The sequence below is a fragment of the Sphingopyxis sp. genome (assembly GCF_965279725.1).
GTDB lineage: Bacteria > Pseudomonadota > Alphaproteobacteria > Sphingomonadales > Sphingomonadaceae > Sphingopyxis.
Genome location: NZ_CBDIIL010000003.1, coordinates 64,651 through 83,243, shown reverse-complemented (window position 1 = coordinate 83,243; position 18,593 = coordinate 64,651). Strand labels below are relative to the sequence as shown.

Here is an 18,593-nt window from a genome sequence, read left to right as displayed (position 1 = left end):
AATATAGCTAAGCTCGCTTGACGCCGCGTGGGTGCGGGACCATCCGGCTTGCATGAGCTTTTCTGCGCAATCTCCCATGAAGAAACCCTGGATCGTGATTGCCTGCGCGGCGTTCATCGTCACCTTGGCGATGGGTGTGCGTCAGAGCTTTGGCCTATTCCTGCCGCAGATGAGCGTCGACATCGGGATCAGCCGCTCGGACTTCGGGCTGGCGATGGCGCTTCAAAACTTGCTGTTCGGCCTCGTCCAGCCCTTTGTCGGCGCGCTCGCCGACAAGCATGGCGCGGGCCGCGTCGTCGTCGCCGGCGCGCTGCTCTACGCGCTGGGGCTGATCGGCGCGGCGTTCGCATCCGACGCGATGGGGCTGTACCTCAGTTTCGGGCTGCTGATCGGCATGGCACAGTCGGCGACCACCTTTGTTGTCGTGCTCGGCGCAGTCGGGCGCGTTGTCAGCCCCGAAAAGCGCAGCAGCGCGTTCGGCATCGTCACCGCGGGCGGATCACTCGGGCAGTTCCTCGTGGTGCCGCTGGCGTCAATCCTGCTCGGGAATATCGGCTATCACGAGACGCTGTGGATCATGGCGGCCCTCGTGGCGCTCTGCGGGCTGCTCGCGGTCGGGGTCGCAGGCCGCACGGACGGCGGCGCGAGCTTGACCTTGGAGATCGAGCAAAGCGCTCGCGAAGCGCTGCGCGAAGCAGCCGTCCATCGCGGCTTCTGGCTGCTCAACGCCGGTTTCTTCGTCTGTGGTTTCCACATCGCGTTCATCGCCACGCATCTGCCCGCCTATCTCGACGACAAGGGGCTCGGCATCGACATCGGCGCGCAGGTGCTCGCGCTTGTCGGCCTGTTCAATATCCTCGGGTCCTACATATTCGGCCGTGCGGGCGATTTCCTGCGCCAGAAATATGTGCTTTCGGGGCTCTATGTCGCGCGTTCGGCGGTGATTGCGCTGTTCCTCTTCCTGCCGCTGACCCACTGGACCGCGCTTGTGTTCGCCGGCGCGATGGGGTTCCTCTGGCTTGGTACGGTGCCGCTGACCAGCGGCATCGTCGGGCGTATCTTCGGCATCCGCTATCTCTCGATGCTCTACGGCATCGTCTTCCTCAGCCATCAGCTTGGCAGCTTCTTTGGCGCATGGATGGCGGGGCTGATCTTCGACGAGACCGGCAGCTATAACATCGCCTGGGGCATATCGATTGCGCTCGGGCTGTTCGCCGGGCTCGTCCACCTGCCGATCGCCGACGCGCCGGTCAAACGGTTGCAGCCGGCGTGAGGCTGGCGCGGCAGGATCGGATAGCGCTCGCGCTGTTCGGCCTTGTCGCTGTCGGCGGCTTGTGGCTGTGGACCGGCGAGGGACCGGTGGTCTGGCTCGCCAACGTCGCGATCATGTGCGGCTTCTAGGGCGCAGCGGCGACCGGTACACGATTGCAGATCGCCTCATCCATTTCTTTGGGTTCCGCCGGGTCGGGCAAAAGGCGAAAAACGTGCGCCAAGTGCGTCGCTGACCGTTCGGGCCGCGTGCGCTTGCCTTGGGCGACATCGACGAAATCGCGGCATGCCGCCGCGCTGCGCAGGAAATTGCTGTGCCCGGTCGCGGAGCGCGACACATCGGTGGTATCGATAATCGTCAAACCGGCGACCGACGCCGGATAACAGCGCACCGGCAGTCCCTTGGCTTTCAAGTCCGCTGCCTCGAACGGATCGAAGCAATAGGGTGAGCCGAGCCGCGGATAGCCGTGCAGCGCGCGCGACGCGGCCAGCGCCTTGTCGGCGTGCGAGACATACACGGTGATCCGCCGGTTGTTTGCAACCCGGCGCGCCGACAGCACCTCTTCCTCGATGTCGCGTTCGAAAGTTTCACGGTCGATGTCGGGCGATGCCAGAATGACGTTTGAAATATTGCTGCTATCGGCACTGCTCGATGCGCGGTCGACATAGGAAATCGCGGGAATGACCAGCCGCGCGCCCAGCGAGTGCGACACGACGACGATTTCCTTAACCCACGGCCGCTCGGCAAGCGTTTTCAGGAAGTCGCGGAAGGTGCGTTCGTCATGATACATGTTGGTTTCATCGACCGCATAGCTCAACACTTCGCCCTGCGACGGCCAGCTATACTCGATCACGGGCCCGTCGAATCCGGTCATCCGCGCGATCTGCGCGGCGTCCTTCGACGTCGATTCGAACGTCTCGCGATAGCCGTGGACATACAGCAGGACGCGGCCCTGCCGGCGGTCGGTTTCGGCCTGCAGCGCCGTCCACCAGTCGGCCGAGTTCTGGAATGCCATCGGGGTGCGCAGCTTTTTCTTGCCCGCCACCTCGGCCTCGCGCGGCGCGGCAAAGCGGCCATAGCGGATCTTGTCGCCGCGATGCCGCAGCAGCGTGACATCGTCGGTGCGGCAGTCGGGCAGGCGGCTTGTCGCGAAAAACAACGGCAGCGCCTCGCCGTCGACGACCGCGCCCGGCTGCGCGGTGCAGCGCGGGTCGGCGACATATTCGGCGTGGCGAACCTTGCCATAATCGACCGCGGCGATGCAGCCCGAAAGCGCGAAAGCGGCGGCCGCCACCATCAGGTGGCGCAGCGACATCACTTGCCGGTCACCCCTTCGGGCAGGTCTTCGCCGAACACGCGCTGATAATATTCGGCGACGATCATCCGTTCGGCCTCGTCGCATTTGTTCAGAAAGGTCAGGCGGAAGGCGAAGCCCAAATTGTTGAAGATCGCGGCATTCTGCGCCCAGCTGATCACCGTACGCGGGCTCATCACGGTCGAAATATCGCCGTTGATAAAGCCCTGGCGCGTCAGGTCGGCGACCTTGACCATGTTGGCGACCGTCGTGTCGTCGGTGCCGGGGACCTTTTGCAGGATGATCCGGCTTTCGGTCGCGGCGGGCAGATAGTTCAGCGTGACGACGATGTTCCACCGGTCCATCTGGCCTTGGTTGATCTGCTGCGTGCCATGATACAGCCCGCTGGTGTCGCCAAGCCCGACGGTGTTTGCGGTCGAGAACAGGCGGAAATGCGGGTTCGGGCGGATGACGCGGTTCTGGTCGAGCAGGGTCAGCTTGCCTTCGGCCTCCAGCACGCGCTGGATCACGAACATCACATCGGGACGGCCGGCGTCATATTCGTCGAACACCAGCGCAGTCGGGGTCTGCAATGCCCAAGGGAGCAGGCCTTCGCGAAACTCGGTGACCTGCTGGCCATCGCGCAGCACGATCGCGTCGCGGCCGACCAGGTCGATACGGCTGATATGCGCATCCAGGTTGACGCGGATGCACGGCCATTTCAGCCGCGCCGCGACCTGTTCGATATGGGTCGATTTGCCGGTGCCATGATAGCCCTGCACCATCACGCGGCGGTTATATTTAAAGCCCGCGAGGATCGCGAGCGTCGTGTCGCCGTCAAAGACATAGGCTGGATCGAGATCGGGGACGCGCTCGTCGGCTTCGCTGAACGCGGGGACCATCATGTCGATATCGACGCCGAACATCTCGCGCGCGCTGACCTCGACATCGGGCGCTGCCAGGAGCGTCGAACCATGATGGTCGGGAAGGCTGTTCGGAATATCGGTCATGTCACATAGTCCAGCGCGCGCGGTTGGGAGAGAGTCGCCGTTGCCCGGCGCTTCGGGTAGCGCGGTATAGGCGTCGGTTGCACCTTGCAACGCCTTTTCAGAACAGATCGAGCGCCTTCAGCACCGCCGACTGGTCGTAATATGGCCGTTCGCAGACGATCTTGTCGCTGCCCGGCGCAAACTGGAAACTTGCCGCGATGCGGATGCGGAACGCTTTTCCCGTCGGCTCGATGGTGCGAAGCCCGATACGCAGCGGGCCGAGATGGGTCCCGGTCAGCCAGAATTCGACCAGCACCGTGTCGGTCGCCGCGTCGGCGGCAATTGCGATCACCTCGTTCGCCTGATCGGGAAAAGGCTCGCGCGATGCGGCGAAATAGGACCGCACCGCGGCTTCGCCGTCGAACACCGTGCCGGGGCCGAGCAGTTCGTAGCGCGGATGATCGAAGGTCGCGATCACGCCGTCCCAATCGTGGGTGATCTCAAGCGCCATATGGCGGCGGACCACTTCGATGCGGGCCTGGTCCAGGTCGACGTCCAGGGTGCTCATCGTGCTTCTCCCTATGCAAAAGCCTTGGTCTTTCGCAGCAATTGATACGCCGCGACGACTTCGCCCAGCCGCGACTCGAAACTGCGGTCGCCGCCGTTGCGGTCAGGATGATAGCGGCGCACGAGCTCGCTGTAACGCCGTCTGAGCGTCGCGCGATCGGCGTCGGCGGGCAGGCCGAGCAATTGCATCGCGGCATGCTCTTCGCGGCTCAGCCCCGGATTGGCCGCCTCGCGCCGCGCCTCGTCCATCCGCTGGCGAAAGCGCGCGCCCAACGCATCGATCGGATCCTTGAAATCGGCCCAGCGCGGCGGCAGGTCGGCGCTCCCCGCGGCGCGAAAGGTACGGCTTTCGGTTTCCCAACCCGCCATTGGCGATTGCGCCGCCATGATCTGGTCGGTGCTCATGCCCTCGAAGAAATTATAACCCGCGTTGAATTCGCGAACATGATCGAGGCACAGCCAGCGATATTGCGGCGGCCCGTCGGGCGAGCGCGTCCAAGCCATCGGGGCACGAAACTCACCGGGCTCGCGGCACCCGGGTGCAGCGCAGGAGTCTTCGCGGGGGACGCGGCCGTGAAAACGATTGGGGCGTGAAGGGGACGGCAAAACAGGCTTTCGGGCGTTGGGAAGGTCTTATAATTTGGCGACGAAGCGTTTATGGTCAACCCCATGAGCAACAAAGGCCCCGCGCAGCAAGAGATGGAAAGCCTGCTGACCGCAGCGTTTCCCGACGCCAATTTCACCCTGAGCAACGACAGCGCCAGTCATCAAGGCCATAGCGGCGACGACGGCAGTGGCGAGTCGCATTTCAGCCTGACGATCGAATGGGCGGGCTTTGCCGACATGAACCGCGTCGCGCGGCAGCGCGCGGTGAACAAGGCGCTGGGCGACCTGCCCGGGCAACGAGTCCACGCGTTGGCGATCAAGGCGACCGCGCCGGGCGAGTAAGGCATCGATATGGCCGGACATCGCATCTTCAAAACGAGCTTTGCGAGCGTGTATCCGCATTACGTGAAGAAGGCGGAGCGCAAGGGCCGGAAGAAGGATGAGGTCGACGAAATTCTTCGCTGGCTGACCGGCTATAGCCAAAAACAGCTCGACGAGCAGATTATGGCGGACACCGATTTCACCGATTTCTTTGCTGCCGCGCCCGCGATGAATGTGGCGCGCGACCAGATCAAAGGTGTCGTCTGCGGCATCCGCGTCGAAGAGGTTACCGAGCCGCTGATGCGCGAGATCCGCTATCTCGACAAGCTGATCGACGAACTGGCCAAAGGAAAAACGATGGAGAAAATTTTGCGGGCGCCCGCACCATGACGATCGACAAGGTGAATCTCGCCGCCGCCTTCGCAACATTTGGCGATCACTGGAACCCGCGCGTCGCGGGCGACATCAATAATTTCCTGGTCAAGCTGGTGAAGTTCGCCGGCAAGTTCGACTGGCATCATCATGACATTGAAGACGAATTGTTCCTCGTCGTCGCGGGCCGGATGAAGATGGGGCTGCGCGATCGCGACGTAATCGTCGAGACCGGAGAGTTCATCATCGTGCCGCACGGCACCGAACATTGCCCCGAGGCGATGGACGGCGAATGTCACGTCCTGCTGCTCGAACCCAATTCGACGCTGAATACCGGTAACGTCGAAACCGAAAAGACGCGGCTGACGCTGGAAAGACTGAACTGATCATGGACATCATCACCCCCTCGACCCACGACCTTGGCGCGTTCGAGGTGCGGCGGACTTTGCCCAACAAGTCGCGGACGATGGTCGGCCCTTTCATCTTCGTCGATCAGTTCGGCCCGGCGCATTTCGACATCGGCGCGGGCATGGACGTGCGGCCGCACCCGCATATCAACCTGGCGACCGTCACCTATTTGTTCGAGGGTGCGATCGACCATCGCGACAGCCTTGGCACCTTGGCAACGATCCGTCCCGGTGCGTGCAATCTGATGACCGCGGGCAGTGGCATCGTCCATTCGGAACGTACCCCGGCGGTCGAGCGCGCGACCGGATCGGGTATCTCGGGGATGCAGACCTGGCTCGCGCTGCCCGATGGCAAGGAAGAGATCGACGCGGCGTTCGAACATGTCGCCAAGGACGATCTGCCGCTGATCGAGGATGGCGGCGTGTCGGCGCGCATCATCATGGGAAGTCTATGGGGGGCGACTTCGCCGATCACCCAGCATGCCGCGACGATCTACGCCGATATCCTGATGAACGCGGGATCGGCGATCCCGATCGAGGCCGAGGCTGACGAGCGCGCGATACTGGTCGCGCTCGGCGACGCCAGCCTCGATGGCGAAGCGCTCGAACGCTACAGTCTTTATGTATTGAAACCCGGCGAGGCGATGACGCTGCGCGCGATCAGCGATGCGCGGGTGATGCTGCTCGGCGGCGAGGCGTTTCCGACGCCGCGCCATGTGTGGTGGAATTTCGTGAGCTCATCGCGCGATCGAATCAATCAGGCTAAGCACGACTGGAAGGAAGGTAAATTCCCGCTCGTCCCTGGCGACAGCGACGAATTTATCCCGATCCCCGAGGTGCCTAAGACGGTTAGCTACCCTTGAGCGTCTTGCTTGCCGTTGCGATGCTGGCCGCGCCGGCAAAAGCGCCCGGGCCGATTTTCGATTGCAGCATCGGGACAAAGCGGCTCACCATCACGCAGCAGGGCAATGCGCTCGTCTATCGCTATGGCACCAAGCGCAAGGCCGAGCTTCGGCTCGTTGCCGACGCGGCGGACCAACGCGTATTTTATCATCGCACTCTTTATCCGCGCGGGGAGGATCAGACGCTGCGCTTCGTCAACGGCGATCATAGCTATATCGTTTATGCCCATTGGACCGCGCCCAGCGTGGGCATGACCGAAGGCGGCGGCGACCCGGAAGTCTATTATGGCGGATTGATCGTGCGGCTCGGCGACAAAACCCTGTCGTCGCGCAGCTGCACCGACGACAATGGCGACATGCGCGAATGGCCGATCTTCAAGACGTTGCCGCAGGACAAGGAAAACCGCGTTCCGGCGGAATAGCTCGCTTGCCAGGCGTCGCCAACCCCGGCATCAGGTTGCGAAACGCAACCTAGGGAGTGGATGATGAGCGGCGATTTCGAGCAAGTGCGGGTGACGCTTTCGACCGGGGTCGAACTCGATGTCGTAGATATCGGCCCGCGCGATGCGCCGGTGCTGATCTTCCTGCATGGTTTTCCCGAATCACACCGCACCTGGCGCCATCAATTGCCGCATTTTTCGGGCCAGTTTCGCTGCATTGCCCCCGACCAGCGCGGGTATCGCGGTTCGTCAAAGCCGCAGGACGCGGCAAGCTACACGCCTGACAAGCTGATCGCTGATATCTTCGCGCTCGCCGACGCGCTGGGTGTGGGCGAATTCACGATCGTCGGCCACGACTGGGGGGGCGCGATCGCGTGGGGCGTTGCCTTGGGCGGCCAGCCGGGCGGCCTGCATCCGAAGTGGGCGGGCCGCGTGACGCGGGCGGTGATCGCCAATGCACCGCATCCCGCAATTTTTCAGCGTCTGTTGCTCACCAATGAAGACCAGCGCGCGGCGAGTCAGTATATCCGGACCTTTCGCGACCCGGCGAGCGACGCGATCATCGAGGCGCACGGGATTGCGGGCATCCTGGCGAACGCTTTTGCCGGACGGGTGCCGAGCGGCGGGATGCAGCCGCCCGACGAAATCGCGCGGCTGCTGAAGGATTGGGAGGATCGCGACACCTGCCGCGCGATGATCAACTGGTATCGCGGTTCGCCGGCGAATGTGCCGACGATGGACGAACCCTATGCCGAGCCGCCGGCGATGCCGTTCCCTAAGTTGACCATCCCGACGCTGGTAATCTGGGCGCTCGAAGATGTCGCGCTGCCGCCGTGCAACCTCGACGGCATGGCCGATCTGGTTCCGGCCGTGCGGATTGTCGAAATTCCGGATTGCGGCCATTTCGTCCCGTGGGAAGCGCCGGATGCGGTCAACGCTGCGATCGACGAATTTCTGACGACAAGCTGATCGCTGCCCATGCCCCCCAAAAAAGGTGGCGGGCGGCGTATTCGCCGCCCGCCTGGGGGGGGGGTCTGGTCATGCGTGTCGGTGACACGCGAAGGGGTCTGTCCAACGGCAGTTTTTCCCCATTTTCTGCCGTTGTCCGAGGACTTTGGAGGGGCGATTTAACCATAGGTTTGGCGCATATGTCAGGCTTTCACATTCTCCCCAACTTGCCATACTCCTGTCATGGAAGTGGGAGGACTCAGGGTCGCCTCGATCGTTGACCGCATCGAAGGCCCCGCGAACTGGACCGTCGAACGCGACGTCCACATTCTCCATCTGTATGAAGCGGGAAGCTATCATTGGCTCGAAACCTGGCTCGACGATCAACGGACGTCGCTAGGCGATCCGCTGCCCGGCGAGATGTGGCTGGCGCCCGCCGGGCGTCGCTACCACGGCCGGGCAAAGGGCGGAGCCGTCCGCTATCTCGAGGTAGAAATCCCCGCGGCACGATTGGCGGTGGCGCCGGGTACCCGCGCTCTGGCGGGGCATTATGATATGGCGCTGGCGGCGCTGGTGCGTGCCTTGGCGGCCGGCAATGCAGCGGTTGTCGATCCGCTTTTGGCCATTCTGGCCAAAACGCTGGACGCCATGGTGGTGCGCCCCGACTCGCCCGCCGTCATTCAACGGATCAATGATCTGATGGTCCATATCCAGACCCAGCTTGAAGCGTCGTTGACGGTCGACGAGATGGCGGCCGAGGCGGGCATGTCGGTGAACAGCCTGATCGTCCATTTCGCGCGCGCGACGGGATATACGCCAGCGCAATATATGCTGCGCCAGCGCCTGCGCCGCGCCTGCTGGTTTCTGATGAACCGCCCGTTGTCCGTCGCCGAGATCGCCTTTGCCACCGGTTTTTCGAGCCACGCGCATTTATGTGCCATCTTTCGCCGCAAACTGGGGATGTCGCCCGGCGAGTGGCGGCGGCGTCACATCACCGCTATCCTGCCGCCAGCCTGGGAGGAATAGACGATGTTGCAAACCGTCATCGCCCGCCGTTTCGCGCGCTAATTGGCGGGCCGCAGCAAACAACCGCTGGCCCCGGCATAGCGCGCGCTGCGCGAAGCAAGCAGCGGGACGCTGCCGGTCACTGTCTTGGTGGCGGGATCTTCGCTGAGCGAGATCATCTCCATGCCGGGTTCGAAATCGCTCTGACAGCTGTCTAGACTGCGTTCCTGGACATAACGGCACGAACAGCCGACGCGCGCCGCATAGGCCGAACCAAGCTCCGCCTGTGCCTTGAATGAGGGGAATTTCCAGATTGCAAAGCCGGTCAGGAGCACCGCCAGTACCAACGCCCAAGGCAGGCAGCCGCCCCAGCGACTAGGCTTTCTGCGCAGGCGCGGCGGCGTGGCAGGAGCAATCGGCGGCGGTACGGCGGCTGGATTCTCGCCCGTTGAAGGACCGGTCGGGTTGGTGCTAGTCACTCATCCCATGATCACCAAAAAACGGCTGCTGGCAAGTGCCGCTCTCGCATTCCTCGGCGCCTGGTCGCTGGCGCAGGCGGCGGGGCAGGGCAATATGGCGCCGGCGTCGCCCGGGCCCAAATTCGGCGCGTCGCTTGACGACGTGGCGGCGACCGAGACGCCGCAACCGCTGCCGGCGCTGCCCGCAGCGATCAAGGCGCGCGCCGATGCGCTGTTCGTCGACGCCGACGATGTCGGACAGACGCGCGCGCTGTTCATCCTGCGCGACGGCGAACCGATCTATGAACGCTATGCCGCCGGGTTCGGCCCCGATACAAAGCTGATCAGCTGGTCGATGGCGAAAAGTATCACCGCCGTACTCACCGGTTTCCTTGTTGCGGACGGCCAATTGGCGCTCGACGGACCCGCGCCGGTGGCGGCTTGGCAGCGCAGCGGCGACCCGCGCGGCGCGATCACGCTCAAGCATCTGCTCCACATGTCGGCGGGGCTCGAACATGTCGAAAATGGCGATCCGGTGTGGCAGGGCGATACCGTCGCCATGCTCTTCGGCGGCGGGGCAGGGGACATGGCGGGTTTTGCCGAAGCGAAACCTGCGGCGGCGCAGCCGGGCGAGATCTTCAATTACAGCTCGGCGACCAGCGTAATCCTGGCGGACATATTGGCCGACACGCTGACCCCGTCGCAAAGTCCGACCGCGCGGCGCGACGCGATGCGTGACTTCATTGCCGGTCGCCTTGTCGAACCGCTTGGCATGACCAGCCTGACCCCCGAATTCGACGCCAGCGGCACGATGATCGGTGGGTCGATCATGCACGCGACGGCGCGCGACTATGCCCGGTTCGGCGAGTTCCTGCGCAACCATGGCGTGGTGAACGGCCAGCGCCTGTTGCCCGAAAGCTGGATGGATTTCATGCTCAGCCCGTCGGAGAACGACGGCGGCTATGGCGGGCATATCTGGCTCAACCGGGCGCGGCCGGCGGGCGTGGAGCCCGCGCTATGGCCCGACCGCGGACCGAACGACCTGTTCGCGTGCATCGGTCATCAGGGGCAATATATCATCGTTTCGCCGTCGCAGCGGGTGACGATCGTCCGGCTGGGAGTCACCAAGGACGACCAGTTTCCGGCGCTGCGCCGCCATCTGGCGGATTTGACGGCAGCCTTATAGCAGGAAGTCGCCGATCAGCGTGGTGACGCAGGTACCGGTCAGTTCGACCATGTCGCCGTCAAGGCGGCATCCGACGTGGCCACCGCGTGCGCTAGCCTGATAGGCCGTAAAATTGTCGCGGCCCAGTCGCGCCGCCCAATAGGGGGTCAGTACACTGTGCGCTGAGCCCGTCACCGGATCCTCATCGATCCCGGCGCCGGGCGCGAAGCAACGGCTGACGACGTCGGCGCCCGATGGGTCGCCGCCGCCGGGCGCGGTCGCGATATAGAGCACATCACCGCCATCCTTGAGCGCGCGAAAATCGGGCGTCAGCGCGCGGATGTTCGCCGCATCGCGATATGCGATGATCGCGTAGCCGCCCGGGTGCCATGCTGTTTCGATGGGATCGCCGCCCAGTGCGCGGGCGATGTCGGGCATCGGCTTGGGCGCCGGTGAATACGCGGGCAGCGCCATGCGATAGCCCTCGTCCTCGCCATTGCGCGCGACCTGCAAGATACCTGCCTTGCGGGTGCGAAAACGCATCTCCTGGCGCCACGGCGCCGCCGACAACAGCACATGCCCGCTGGCTAGCGTGGCGTGGCCGCACAATGCTACCTCGACGGTCGGAGTGAACCAGCGCAGCTCATAATCGGCCTCGCCGCTTTCGTCGGGGATCAGGAACGCGGTTTCAGCCAGATTATTCTCGGCCGCAATCGCTTGCAGCACGCCGTCGCCCAGCCATTCTTCGAGCGGCATCACCGCCGCGGGGTTGCCGGTGAAGGGCCGGTCAGCAAAGGCATCGACCTGACTGATCGGCAGGCGGCGCGCCGCGCTCACGGATAAAGCATCCGGCTTGACCAGCCGTCGCCGGTGGGGGTGAAAAGGGTCCGTTCGTGCAGCCGGTGCGCGCGGTCCTGCCAAAACTCGATTGCGGCGGGCGTCACGCGCCACCCCGACCAGCGCGGCGGGCGGGGGACGACCTGTCCGTCGAACCGCGCCTGCATTTCTGCAAAGCGCGCCTCGAACGTTGCGCGATCGTCAAGCGGGCGCGATTGATCGCTGGCCCAGGCGCCAAGCTGGCTGTCGCGACCGCGCGTTGCGAAATAGGCGTCGGCGGTGGCGTCGTCGACCGGAGCTGCTGGTCCTTCGATCCGAATCTGCCGCCGCAGCGATTTCCAGTGAAAGAGCAAGGCGACATGCGGATTTTCCGCCAGCTCACCGCCTTTGCGGCTGTCGAGGTTGGTGTAAAAGACGAAACCGTCCGACCCATGACCCTTGAGCAGGACCATGCGCAGCGACGGATGCCCGTCCGGCGTCGCCGTCGCGAGCGCCATCGCATTGGCGTCATTGGGTTCGCTGGCCCGCGCGGCGGCGAACCAGTCGTCGAACAGGGCAAAGGGGTCATCGGTCATGCGCGCGGTCATAATGCGGCGAGCGGCGACGCGAAAGACGGAACTTGACCGCTTCGCGACACATTACCACATCGACGCGCAATCGGGCCTTCCCGGTCAAACGAAATTCGGGCTACAGGAAGAACATGGCAGATCCCTATTCAACCCTGGGCGTCGCAAAAGGCGCAAGCGAAGCGGAGGTCAAATCGGCCTATCGCAAGCTCGCCAAGCAATTGCACCCCGACAAAAACAAGGACAATCCCAAGGCGTCGGAGAAATTTTCCGAGGTCACCAGGGCGTATGACATCCTGTCCGACAAGACCAAGCGTGCGCAGTTCGACCGCGGCGAGATCGACGGCGAGGGTAATCCGGCGATGCCATACGGCTATGGCGGCGGCGGCGGCTTTCGCGGCGATCAGCGCACCGGTCCTGGCGGTTTCAGCGGTTTCGGCAACGAGGGCGCCGATTTCGGCGATATTTTCGAAGGCTTGTTCGGTCGTGGCGGCGGCGCAGCGGGCGGCGGTTTTGGCGGTTTCGGCGGCCGCGGCGCGCCGCCGCAAAAGGGCGCCAATGTCGCCTATCGGCTGGCGGTGTCGTTCGTCGATGCCGCGACGCAGGCGCCGCAGCGGATCACGCTGGCCGATGGCGGCACGATCGATTTGAAGCTGCCCGCGGGGGTCGAAGCCGGCACGCAAATGCGCCTGGCCGGTAAAGGCCAGCCGGGACCGGGCGGTCATGGCGACGGGATTGTGACGATTACCGTCAAGGATCACCCGTTTTTCGTGCGGGAGGGGGCCAATATCCGGCTCGACCTGCCGATAACGCTGAACGAGGCTGTCAGGGGCGCCAAGGTCAAGGTGCCGACTGTCGATGGCCCGGTGATGCTGTCGGTTCCGGCCGGATCGAATTCGGGCAAGGTCATGCGGTTGAAGGGCAAGGGCTTCAGCGAAAAGGGCGGTGGGCGCGGAGATCAGCTCGTTCGTCTGATGATCGACCTGCCTGCCGACAACGACGCGCTCGTCTCGCTGCTCGGCGAATGGACCGATCCGCGCGCGGTGCGGGCGGACCTTGGCGTATGATGCGTGACTGAAACGTCCGACCAAAGGGCGGCCGATGCGCTGGCCAAGCAGGTCACTGAAGAGGTTGGTCAGGAGTTTCTCGCCGGCGGCCATTCGCCGCATTCGCCCGAAGCGCGCGCCGAACGCGCCAAGCGGATCAAACTGCGCGCGCGGGCACAGGGCGTCATCGATCGGGGCCGCGAAAGCCTCGGCCCCGGCACCCGGGCGTTCCACATCGCCCGCCGCGTTGTCGTCGGCACGTACACCGACGGCTTCATCCACGCCGGCAACCTGGCCTATCTCGCGCTGATCGCGCTTTTCCCCTTCTTCATTCTGCTCGCCGCTGCTTTTTCGCTGATTGGCGGTAGCGTCGGCGGCGAAGCGGCGATCGAGGCGGTGTTCTCGACCATGCCGCCGACGGTGGCCAAGGCGCTGTCGGGGCCGATCCGCGAAGTGATGACGGCGCGCACCGGGATTTTCCTGTGGCTCGGCGCGCTCGTGGCGCTGTGGACGGTCGGCAGCCTGATCGAAACGGTGCGCGACATCCTGCGCCGCGCCTACGGCACGCATTTCAGCAAGGGATTTTTCCATTACCGGCTTTTGTCGATCGGCATCATCACCGGCGCCGTCGTGCTGATGCTGCTGTCGTTCAGCATGCAGGTGCTGATCGTCGGCATCGAACAATTTGTCACCCGCGTCCTGCCCGAACAATTTCAGTCGTTCGGCGTCGTCGCGATTTCGCGGGGGGTGTCGGGGTTGGGCCTCTTCCTCGCCATCTATATGCTGTTCTATAGCCTGACGCCGTCCAAATACCGGACAAAGCAGTTTCCCAAATGGCCGGGCGCGCTGTTCACCACCCTGTGGTGGATCGGCGTCACTCTCGCGCTACCGCCGCTGCTCGCCAGCCTGCTCAGCTACGACGCAACCTACGGCAGCCTTGCGGGTGTGATGGTCGCGCTGTTCTTTTTCTATCTCGTCGGATTGGGTATGGTAATGGGCGCCGAACTCAACGCCGCACTCGTCGAGGTTGAGGATTTGGGCCATGACGCTATTGGGCGCATCGACGACGTGATTATTGAAAAGGCCGGAGACGCAGAATGACGGGTTTGATGCAGGGCAAGCGCGGGCTGATCATGGGCCTCGCCAACGACAAGTCGCTCGCTTGGGGCATCGCCAAGGCATTGCATGCGCACGGTGCCGAGCTTGCGATCTCTTATCAGGGCGATGTGATGCTGAAGCGGGTGAAGCCGCTGGCCGAAGAACTTGGCTGCGATTTCCTGATCGATTGCGATGTCGCCGATATGGACAATCTCGACGCGGCGTTTGCCACCCTCGGCGCGCGCTGGCCGACAATCGACTTCGTCGTCCATGCGATCGGCTATACCAACAAGGAAGCGCTGCGCGGTAAATATGCCGATGTAACGCTCGACGATTTTCTGATGACGATGAACATAAGCGTTTACAGCTTCACCGCGATTGCGGCCCGCGCTGCCGCTATGATGCCGCCGCTCGATCCCGAGACTGGCAACGGCGGCGGGGCGATGCTGACGCTGTCCTACTATGGCGCCGAAAAGGTCATCCCGCATTATAACGTCATGGGCGTGGCGAAATCGGCGCTGGAAACCAGCGTCAAATATCTCGCCAACGACTATGGCCCGCAGGGGGTGCGTGTGAACGCGATCTCGGCCGGCCCGATCAAAACCCTCGCCGCGTCGGGCATCGGCGATTTCCGCCTGATCCTGAAATGGAACGAGCATAATGCGCCGCTGCGCCGCAACGTCACGATCGACGATGTCGGCGGCTCGGCGCTGTATCTGCTCAGCGATCTGGCGTCGGGCGTGACGGGCGAGACGCATCATGTCGACGCGGGGTATCACACCGTGGGCATGAAACAGGAAGACGCCCCGGACATCGCGCTGGTATAAAAACCCTCTCCCCTTGGGGGAGAGAGAGGGGCCCATCACGAAGTGATGGGAGGGTGAGGGTGTGACTAAGAGCCGTTTCGAAATGCGTGATGGCACACTCGACCGCGCGCGTCGTCTCCGCCGCGACGCAACGCCTGCCGAAAAGAAGCTCTGGACTGCCTTGCGCGGCAGCAACTTGGCTGGTTGCAAATTCCGCCGCCAACAACGCCTTGGCTCTTTCGTGGCAGACTTTGCCTGTCAATCCGCACGACTGGTGATAGAAGTTGATGGCGATAGCCATGCGCAGCAAATGGAGTATGACGCGCGGCGAACGGAATTTTTGGCGCGAGAAGGATATCGGGTGCTGCGTTTCGCGAACGGCGATGTGATGGACAATCTGGATGGCGTTTGCCGGGTGATCGAGCTTGCTCTCATCGGCGGACCCTCACCCTCCCACTCGCCTGCGGCGAGCGGGCCCCTCCCTCTCCCCCAAGGGGAGAGGGAAATATGAGTTTCAACAGCTTCGGACGCGTTCTTCGCTTCACCACTTGGGGAGAAAGCCACGGCCCCGCGCTCGGCGCCGTCGTCGATGGCTGCCCGCCGCGGCTGTCGCTGTCCGAAGCCGACATTCAGCCTTTTCTCGACAAGCGCCGTCCGGGCCAGTCGCGCCACACCACGCAGCGGCAGGAACCCGATCAGGTGCGCATCCTTTCGGGTATTTTCGAGGGCAAGACCACGGGTACGCCGATCAGCCTGATGATCGACAACGTCGATCAGCGCTCAAAAGATTATGGCGACATCGCGCAGGCGTATCGCCCCGGCCACGCCGATTACGCCTATGACGCCAAATATGGCATCCGCGACTATCGCGGCGGCGGCCGGTCGAGCGCGCGTGAGACCGCAGCCCGCGTAGCCGCGGGCGGCGTCGCGCGACTGGTGATCCCCGAGGTTCAGATCCACGCCTGGGTCGCCGAAATCGGCGGCGACGCGATCGATCCTGCGAACTTCGACCTCGAAGAAATTGATCGCAATCCCTTTTTCTGTCCCGACCCCGCTGCCGCGCAGCGCTGGGAAGGCTTGATGGACGCCGCGCGCAAGGCTGGAAGCTCGCTCGGCGCTGTCATCGAATGTGCGGCGAGCGGTGTTCCTGCCGGGTGGGGGGCGCCGATCTATGCCAAGCTCGACAGCGACCTCGGCGCCGCGATGATGGGCATCAACGCCGTCAAAGGCGTCGAAATCGGTGCGGGCTTTACCGCGGCGCGTCTGCGCGGCGAGGAAAATGCCGATCCGATGCGCCCTGCGACCGACGGCAGCAACCGCCCCGATTTCCTGTCGAACAACGCCGGCGGCATCGCGGGCGGCATTTCGACCGGACAGCCCGTCGTTGTCCGCGTCGCGTTTAAACCGACCAGTTCGATCCTGACCCCGGTTCCGACAATCAACAGTGTGGGCGAGGCGACGGATATCGTCACCAAGGGCCGCCACGATCCTTGTGTCGGCATCCGCGGTGCGCCGGTGGTCGAGGCGATGATGGCGCTCGTCCTCGCCGATCACAAACTGCTCCACCGCGCGCAGTGCGGTTGACGGTCGGGTGATCGATAGCGTCCAGGCGTTCATCGAAGCGCATCAAGCGGCGATAACGCTGGTCATTCTCGCGGCAATGTTCGTCGGTTTTCTGATGGAGCGTTTGCCCGCCACGGTAATTGCGATCCTTGGCGCCTGCACCTGCCTTGCGCTGGGCATTCTCGATGAAAAGGCGATGCTCTCGGTCTTTTCGAACTCGGCGCCGATCGTCATTGGCGCGATGTTCGTCCTGTCGGGCGCGTTGATCCGAACGGGCGTCATCCAGCGCGTCGCCGATGTCATCATGAAACGTGCGGAAAAGCATCCGCGGCTCGCGATCGTCGAAGTGCTGCTGGGCGCAGTGTTTGCCTCAGCATTTCTGAACAACACGCCGGTCGTCGTCGTGCTGTTGCCGATCATGATGAAGCTGGCCGAGGTGACCGGCGTCAGCGCCAAGAAATTACTGATGCCGTTGTCGATTGCAGCAGTGCTCGGCGGCACGTTAACGCTGATCGGCACGTCGACCAACCTTGTTGTCGACGGCATCGTCCGCGATGCAGGGATGGATGGTTTCGGCATTTTCGAGATCACGCCGATCGGCCTCGTCACCGCGACGTCTGGCATGATCGGCCTCGCGCTGATGTGGTGGCTGCTGCCATCGGACAAGCCGATCAAGGGTCCGGCGGGGACACATGACGCGCACCAATATCTGACCGAGCTGGTGCTGGGCGAGGAAGACGACCTAGTCGGCATGACGGTCGAGGCGTTTCGAGACCTGCCGCGTTCCGGCCGGATTTTCGGCGTCCGCCGGGCATCGACGGTCGTGCGCGGCGCCGACCTCGAGCATTGGACGCTCGCCGCGGGCGACCGCCTGATCCTTCGTGTCGATGGCGCGACGCTGATGACATGGCGCGAGCAGGGGCGCTTTCGTCTCGGCATCGGCAACGGCGAGCCCGCGGCAAGCGACATGGTCGTCGAGACGATGATTGCGGCGAATCACCCCGGAATCGGCCAGCGGCTGATCGACATCCCGTTCCTTCAGAAAATCCGCGCCCGGATCATCGGCCTCGATCGCCCGGCGCATGAACCCGGTCCTGACCTGGCCAGCGTCCGCGTCCGCCCCGCAGACCGCCTGCTCGTCGCTGGCGGCGCGCGCGAGGTCGAGGCGCTGCGCGACAACCCGCACCTGATCGGCGCTGACCTGGCCAAGGTCCGCGCGTTTCGCCGGGGCAAGGCGTGGATCGCGATCCTGTGCATGCTGTCGGTGGTGACGCTGGCCGCGCTCGACATCTTGCCGATCGGCGTCGCTGCGATCATCGCGATCGGGGTGATCCTGATCACGCGCTGTATCGACAGCGAAGAAGCATGGGGCACGATCGACGGCGATGTGCTGATCCTGATCTTCGCGATGCTCGCGGTCGGCCTCGCGCTCGAACAGAGTGGTGCGGTCGCGATGATGGTCGGCTGGGTCAAGCCGTCGCTCGCCGATGCTCCCGCGTGGGTGCTCGTCTTCGGCATCTATTTCTTCGCGCTGATCCTGTCCGAACTGCTCAGCAACAATGCGGTGGCGGCGCTAATGACCCCGGTGACACTGGCGATCGCTTCCGAACTCGGCGTCGATCCGCGGCCGCTCGTCATTGCACTGATGATCGGCGCCTCGGCCTGTTTCGCGACGCCGATCGGCTATCAGACGAACACGATCGTTTATGCTGCGGGCGATTACCGTTTCGTCGATTTTGTAAAGATTGGCGTGCCGCTCAACATCATCACCGGCGTTTCGACCTGTCTGGCGATCGTCTTTTTCATGACGTGATGGCCCTGCGGCGCGTCGCTCCGATGTTTTTCCGCCGCCCTTGACGCTGCGCGCTGCGGCGGCTCAAAGGGGCGGCATATTTGGCCGGTCACCGCGCGCCAATCGTTGATAAATTCGAGG

23 protein-coding genes are annotated in these 18,593 nt (G+C 63.7%); 16 read left to right on the top strand and 7 right to left on the bottom strand.

The features are described from left to right. Window positions 1–76 precede the first annotated feature (76 nt). Both ACQY6T_RS09255 and ACQY6T_RS09250 read left to right on the top strand, forming a co-directional pair. Window positions 77–1,273, top strand: a complete 1,197-nt coding sequence (locus ACQY6T_RS09255; protein ID WP_428630494.1) for an MFS transporter — start codon at window positions 77–79, stop codon at window positions 1,271–1,273. Then, window positions 1,270–1,401, top strand: coding sequence for a hypothetical protein (locus tag ACQY6T_RS09250; RefSeq protein ID WP_428630493.1), 132 nt, complete (start codon window positions 1,270–1,272; stop codon window positions 1,399–1,401). Before ACQY6T_RS09255 ends, ACQY6T_RS09250 begins: the two co-directional genes overlap by 4 nt. On the opposite strand, the gene ACQY6T_RS09245 is transcribed toward ACQY6T_RS09250, so the two are convergent. The 4 genes from ACQY6T_RS09245 to ACQY6T_RS09230 all read right to left on the bottom strand — a co-directional run bounded on the left by ACQY6T_RS09245 (window position 1,398) and on the right by ACQY6T_RS09230 (window position 4,624). Beyond that, window positions 1,398–2,585, bottom strand: coding sequence for an alpha/beta hydrolase (locus tag ACQY6T_RS09245; protein WP_428630492.1), 1,188 nt, complete (start codon window positions 2,583–2,585; stop codon window positions 1,398–1,400). The genes ACQY6T_RS09250 and ACQY6T_RS09245 overlap by 4 nt on opposite strands. Next, a complete protein-coding gene (gene cobS, locus ACQY6T_RS09240; protein WP_428630491.1) occupies window positions 2,585–3,574 on the bottom strand; it encodes a cobaltochelatase subunit CobS in 990 nt (329 codons plus the stop codon). Before cobS ends, ACQY6T_RS09245 begins: the two co-directional genes overlap by 1 nt. A 97-nt stretch (window positions 3,575–3,671) precedes the next feature. After that, entirely contained in the window at window positions 3,672–4,121 is a 450-nt protein-coding gene (locus ACQY6T_RS09235) for a nuclear transport factor 2 family protein (protein WP_428630490.1), read from the bottom strand. An 11-nt stretch (window positions 4,122–4,132) separates the two neighbouring features. After that, window positions 4,133–4,624 (bottom strand): J domain-containing protein, encoded by a 492-nt coding sequence (locus tag ACQY6T_RS09230; protein ID WP_428630489.1) that lies wholly within the window; start codon window positions 4,622–4,624, stop codon window positions 4,133–4,135. A 165-nt stretch (window positions 4,625–4,789) separates the two neighbouring features. On the opposite strand from ACQY6T_RS09230, the gene ACQY6T_RS09225 reads away from it, so the two are divergent. The 7 genes from ACQY6T_RS09225 to ACQY6T_RS09195 all read left to right on the top strand — a co-directional run bounded on the left by ACQY6T_RS09225 (window position 4,790) and on the right by ACQY6T_RS09195 (window position 9,142). Continuing rightward, window positions 4,790–5,068: a BolA family protein gene (locus ACQY6T_RS09225; protein ID WP_428630488.1), complete on the top strand. Its 279-nt coding sequence runs from the start codon at window positions 4,790–4,792 to the stop codon at window positions 5,066–5,068. 9 nt (window positions 5,069–5,077) lie between these two features. After that, the gene (locus tag ACQY6T_RS09220; protein ID WP_428630487.1) at window positions 5,078–5,437 is read left to right on the top strand and encodes a DUF2200 domain-containing protein; all 360 of its coding nucleotides are present in this window, start codon (window positions 5,078–5,080) and stop codon (window positions 5,435–5,437) included. Further along, on the top strand, window positions 5,434–5,805 hold the full coding sequence (locus ACQY6T_RS09215) for a cupin domain-containing protein (RefSeq protein ID WP_428630486.1): 372 nt from the start codon (window positions 5,434–5,436) through the stop codon (window positions 5,803–5,805). The genes ACQY6T_RS09220 and ACQY6T_RS09215 overlap by 4 nt, the downstream gene beginning before the upstream one ends. Before the next feature lie 2 nt (window positions 5,806–5,807). Next, window positions 5,808–6,689 carry a pirin family protein gene (locus ACQY6T_RS09210; RefSeq protein ID WP_428630485.1) on the top strand — a complete coding sequence of 294 codons (882 nt, stop codon included), beginning with the start codon at window positions 5,808–5,810 and terminating at the stop codon, window positions 6,687–6,689. 20 nt (window positions 6,690–6,709) lie between these two features. After that, on the top strand, window positions 6,710–7,150 hold the full coding sequence (locus tag ACQY6T_RS09205) for a hypothetical protein (RefSeq protein WP_428630484.1): 441 nt from the start codon (window positions 6,710–6,712) through the stop codon (window positions 7,148–7,150). A gap of 63 nt (window positions 7,151–7,213) precedes the next feature. Then, a complete protein-coding gene (locus tag ACQY6T_RS09200; protein ID WP_428630483.1) occupies window positions 7,214–8,137 on the top strand; it encodes an alpha/beta fold hydrolase in 924 nt (307 codons plus the stop codon). Window positions 8,138–8,359: 222 nt separating this feature from the next. Then, window positions 8,360–9,142: a helix-turn-helix domain-containing protein gene (locus tag ACQY6T_RS09195; protein ID WP_428630482.1), complete on the top strand. Its 783-nt coding sequence runs from the start codon at window positions 8,360–8,362 to the stop codon at window positions 9,140–9,142. A 38-nt stretch (window positions 9,143–9,180) separates the two neighbouring features. On the opposite strand, the gene ACQY6T_RS09190 is transcribed toward ACQY6T_RS09195, so the two are convergent. Then, entirely contained in the window at window positions 9,181–9,600 is a 420-nt protein-coding gene (locus ACQY6T_RS09190) for a hypothetical protein (RefSeq protein WP_428630481.1), read from the bottom strand. A gap of 7 nt (window positions 9,601–9,607) precedes the next feature. On the opposite strand from ACQY6T_RS09190, the gene ACQY6T_RS09185 reads away from it, so the two are divergent. After that, complete coding sequence (locus ACQY6T_RS09185) at window positions 9,608–10,765, top strand: serine hydrolase domain-containing protein (RefSeq protein WP_428630480.1); 1,158 nt, start codon at window positions 9,608–9,610, stop codon at window positions 10,763–10,765. On the opposite strand, the gene ACQY6T_RS09180 is transcribed toward ACQY6T_RS09185, so the two are convergent. Both ACQY6T_RS09180 and pdxH read right to left on the bottom strand, forming a co-directional pair. Continuing rightward, on the bottom strand, window positions 10,760–11,581 hold the full coding sequence (locus tag ACQY6T_RS09180; protein WP_428630479.1) for a PhzF family phenazine biosynthesis protein: 822 nt from the start codon (window positions 11,579–11,581) through the stop codon (window positions 10,760–10,762). The two genes, ACQY6T_RS09185 and ACQY6T_RS09180, sit on opposite strands and share 6 nt — an antisense overlap. Then, window positions 11,578–12,156, bottom strand: coding sequence for a pyridoxamine 5'-phosphate oxidase (gene pdxH / locus ACQY6T_RS09175; RefSeq protein WP_428630478.1), 579 nt, complete (start codon window positions 12,154–12,156; stop codon window positions 11,578–11,580). Before pdxH ends, ACQY6T_RS09180 begins: the two co-directional genes overlap by 4 nt. Window positions 12,157–12,281: 125 nt before the next feature. On the opposite strand from pdxH, the gene ACQY6T_RS09170 reads away from it, so the two are divergent. The 6 genes from ACQY6T_RS09170 (at window position 12,282) to ACQY6T_RS09145 (ending at window position 18,473) form a co-directional block, all read left to right on the top strand. Continuing rightward, on the top strand, window positions 12,282–13,214 hold the full coding sequence (locus ACQY6T_RS09170; RefSeq protein WP_428630477.1) for a DnaJ C-terminal domain-containing protein: 933 nt from the start codon (window positions 12,282–12,284) through the stop codon (window positions 13,212–13,214). 3 nt (window positions 13,215–13,217) lie between these two features. Continuing rightward, window positions 13,218–14,294 (top strand): YihY/virulence factor BrkB family protein, encoded by a 1,077-nt coding sequence (locus tag ACQY6T_RS09165; protein ID WP_428630476.1) that lies wholly within the window; start codon window positions 13,218–13,220, stop codon window positions 14,292–14,294. After that, window positions 14,291–15,118, top strand: a complete 828-nt coding sequence (locus ACQY6T_RS09160; RefSeq protein WP_428630475.1) for an SDR family oxidoreductase — start codon at window positions 14,291–14,293, stop codon at window positions 15,116–15,118. Before ACQY6T_RS09165 ends, ACQY6T_RS09160 begins: the two co-directional genes overlap by 4 nt. Before the next feature lie 61 nt (window positions 15,119–15,179). Next, window positions 15,180–15,608 carry an endonuclease domain-containing protein gene (locus ACQY6T_RS09155; protein ID WP_428630474.1) on the top strand — a complete coding sequence of 143 codons (429 nt, stop codon included), beginning with the start codon at window positions 15,180–15,182 and terminating at the stop codon, window positions 15,606–15,608. Then, window positions 15,605–16,681, top strand: coding sequence for a chorismate synthase (aroC, locus tag ACQY6T_RS09150; RefSeq protein ID WP_428630473.1), 1,077 nt, complete (start codon window positions 15,605–15,607; stop codon window positions 16,679–16,681). Before ACQY6T_RS09155 ends, aroC begins: the two co-directional genes overlap by 4 nt. Window positions 16,682–16,688: 7 nt before the next feature. Then, the gene (locus ACQY6T_RS09145; protein WP_428630472.1) at window positions 16,689–18,473 is read left to right on the top strand and encodes an SLC13 family permease; all 1,785 of its coding nucleotides are present in this window, start codon (window positions 16,689–16,691) and stop codon (window positions 18,471–18,473) included. The last annotated feature ends 120 nt before the right edge of the window (window positions 18,474–18,593 follow it).

Bases quoted from the DNA above. Each gene is read 5' to 3' on its own strand.
- ACQY6T_RS09185 (WP_428630480.1), top strand. From the start codon at position 9,608: ATGATCACCAAAAAACGGCTGCTGGCAAGTGCCGCTCTCGCATTCCTC.
- cobS (WP_428630491.1), bottom strand. From the start codon at position 3,574: ATGACCGATATTCCGAACAGCCTTCCCGACCATCATGGTTCGACGCTC.
- ACQY6T_RS09235 (WP_428630490.1), bottom strand. From the start codon at position 4,121: ATGAGCACCCTGGACGTCGACCTGGACCAGGCCCGCATCGAAGTGGTC.
- ACQY6T_RS09215 (WP_428630486.1), top strand. From the start codon at position 5,434: ATGACGATCGACAAGGTGAATCTCGCCGCCGCCTTCGCAACATTTGGC.
- ACQY6T_RS09220 (WP_428630487.1), top strand. From the start codon at position 5,078: ATGGCCGGACATCGCATCTTCAAAACGAGCTTTGCGAGCGTGTATCCG.
- ACQY6T_RS09225 (WP_428630488.1), top strand. From the start codon at position 4,790: ATGAGCAACAAAGGCCCCGCGCAGCAAGAGATGGAAAGCCTGCTGACC.
- ACQY6T_RS09205 (WP_428630484.1), top strand. From the start codon at position 6,710: ATGCTGGCCGCGCCGGCAAAAGCGCCCGGGCCGATTTTCGATTGCAGC.
- ACQY6T_RS09195 (WP_428630482.1), top strand. From the start codon at position 8,360: ATGGAAGTGGGAGGACTCAGGGTCGCCTCGATCGTTGACCGCATCGAA.
- ACQY6T_RS09160 (WP_428630475.1), top strand. From the start codon at position 14,291: ATGACGGGTTTGATGCAGGGCAAGCGCGGGCTGATCATGGGCCTCGCC.
- ACQY6T_RS09200 (WP_428630483.1), top strand. From the start codon at position 7,214: ATGAGCGGCGATTTCGAGCAAGTGCGGGTGACGCTTTCGACCGGGGTC.
- ACQY6T_RS09230 (WP_428630489.1), bottom strand. From the start codon at position 4,624: ATGGCTTGGACGCGCTCGCCCGACGGGCCGCCGCAATATCGCTGGCTG.
- ACQY6T_RS09210 (WP_428630485.1), top strand. From the start codon at position 5,808: ATGGACATCATCACCCCCTCGACCCACGACCTTGGCGCGTTCGAGGTG.
- ACQY6T_RS09170 (WP_428630477.1), top strand. From the start codon at position 12,282: ATGGCAGATCCCTATTCAACCCTGGGCGTCGCAAAAGGCGCAAGCGAA.
- aroC (WP_428630473.1), top strand. From the start codon at position 15,605: ATGAGTTTCAACAGCTTCGGACGCGTTCTTCGCTTCACCACTTGGGGA.
- ACQY6T_RS09255 (WP_428630494.1), top strand. From the start codon at position 77: ATGAAGAAACCCTGGATCGTGATTGCCTGCGCGGCGTTCATCGTCACC.
- pdxH (WP_428630478.1), bottom strand. From the start codon at position 12,156: ATGACCGATGACCCCTTTGCCCTGTTCGACGACTGGTTCGCCGCCGCG.
- ACQY6T_RS09245 (WP_428630492.1), bottom strand. From the start codon at position 2,585: ATGTCGCTGCGCCACCTGATGGTGGCGGCCGCCGCTTTCGCGCTTTCG.